At 42.8% G+C, this 201-nt stretch carries 1 pseudogene; it reads left to right on the top strand.

Annotation, left to right across the window (positions count from 1 at the left end):
- Positions 1–201, top strand: a pseudogene (locus CD111_RS12490) (hypothetical protein); the annotation flags it as partial.

Genomic DNA, 201 nt, shown 5'->3' with positions numbered 1-201 from the left:
TAAAGAGGAATCTGATCCGAACGGTACAACAGTAACGGATAAAGATAACGATGGAAAGCCTGATATCACGACACCTAAGGTGACAGACACTGATGGTGATGGCATTCCAGATGACCAAGACCCTGATATCGATGGCGATGGTATCAATAATAAAGATGAAGAAGTTGCAGGTACTGATCCAACAAATCCTGATTCTGATGG

Source organism: Mammaliicoccus stepanovicii (genome assembly GCF_002902525.1).
In the GTDB taxonomy this organism is placed as follows: Bacteria; Bacillota; Bacilli; order Staphylococcales; family Staphylococcaceae; genus Mammaliicoccus; species Mammaliicoccus stepanovicii.
Note: the sequence above shows the minus strand (reverse complement) of the source record. Positions and strands in the feature narration are given on the sequence as shown.